Origin of the sequence: Thermus sp. LT1-2-5 (assembly GCF_040363165.1) — a bacterium.
Taxonomy (GTDB): Bacteria; Deinococcota; Deinococci; order Deinococcales; family Thermaceae; genus Thermus.
The window spans coordinates 1-1,062 of record NZ_BSRG01000037.1 but is presented as its reverse complement, the minus strand read 5'-3'; the positions used below and the strand labels follow the sequence as shown (position 1 = coordinate 1,062).

Here is a 1,062-nt window from a genome sequence, read left to right as displayed (position 1 = left end):
CTAAGTGCCCTCCCCCAAGATTTTCAACTCCACACCCCCGAGGGCCCTTAGGGCCTGCACCACAGCCTCTTTAAGCTCCTCCACGCTCCCGTAGTGCCGCCTCGGCATCAAATACCCCTTCACCCGCCGCCATACCCCCTCCATGGGGTTCAGATGCGGGCTGTACCGCGGCAGGTAAGCCACCTCCAGCCCCCGCCCCCGCCACACCCCTCTCCTCTCCTCCACCCCACGGGACCGGTGGAAAGGCGCCCGGTCCATGAACACCTTCAAAGGCCTACCCAACCCCTCAGCCACCCGGTCCAAATACCCTCGCACCACCTCCCACCGCACCGGCCCCTCCAAAAGGGCAAAGAAAAGCCGCTCCCCCTCCCGTCCCCGCACCAGGTGCCCCACCACGTTCACCCGCCCCTCCTTCCCCCACGCCCGCGGCACCCCCTTGGCCTCCCCCCTCCGGCACCAGGCGTACGTGGGCGGAAGGGTCAAGGCAAACCCGCTCTCGTCCAAGTACCCCACCTCCATCACCCCCTCCTGAGCCCCCTTTTCGCCTCCCCTTCCTCCTCCACAAAGGCCTCCACCTCCTCCGCCTCCGGTCTACCCTTGGGCACGTACCGCGTCCGCTTCCACACGTACCCCATGGCCCTGAGGTGCCGGGCCACCACCTTGGGGGCCAGGCGGACCCCGAAGCGCTCGGCTATGGCCGCCGAGAGCTGGGGGGCGGTCCAGACCCGGTCTTCCGCCAGTTTCTCCTCCACGAAGGCGGCCATCTCCGGGGTGAACTTCCTGGGGGCTCCCGGGGGTTTGCGGTAGACGAGGCCTTGGAGGCCCTCCCTCAAGAAGCGCCTGAGGACGAGGTAGACGGTGGTGCGGTCCTTGTGGAAGTGCTGGGCGATCCTTGGGGCGGTCCAGCCCTGTGCGGCCAGGCGGACCATCATGGCCCACAGGCGGGTCTTCTTGTGGGTCTTTGGGTCCAGGGAGAGCTCCAGGAGGAGCCGGTCCTCCTCCGGGGTCAGTTGGATCCGAAGAGGGGCTGCCATGTTGAGATAATACAGGGTTGGCACTTAG

The 1,062-nt window shown here is 67.0% G+C and carries 1 protein-coding gene; it reads right to left on the bottom strand.

Annotated features, from left to right (window positions below):
- Positions 1–1,034 (bottom strand): IS630 family transposase gene (locus tag ABXG85_RS12900; RefSeq protein WP_353514005.1). Its coding sequence is split into 2 segments (ribosomal slippage): positions 1–542 and positions 542–1,034, totalling 1,035 coding nucleotides; the frame shifts between segments, so codons are not numbered across the junction.
- Between the last annotated feature and the right edge of the window lie 28 nt (positions 1,035–1,062).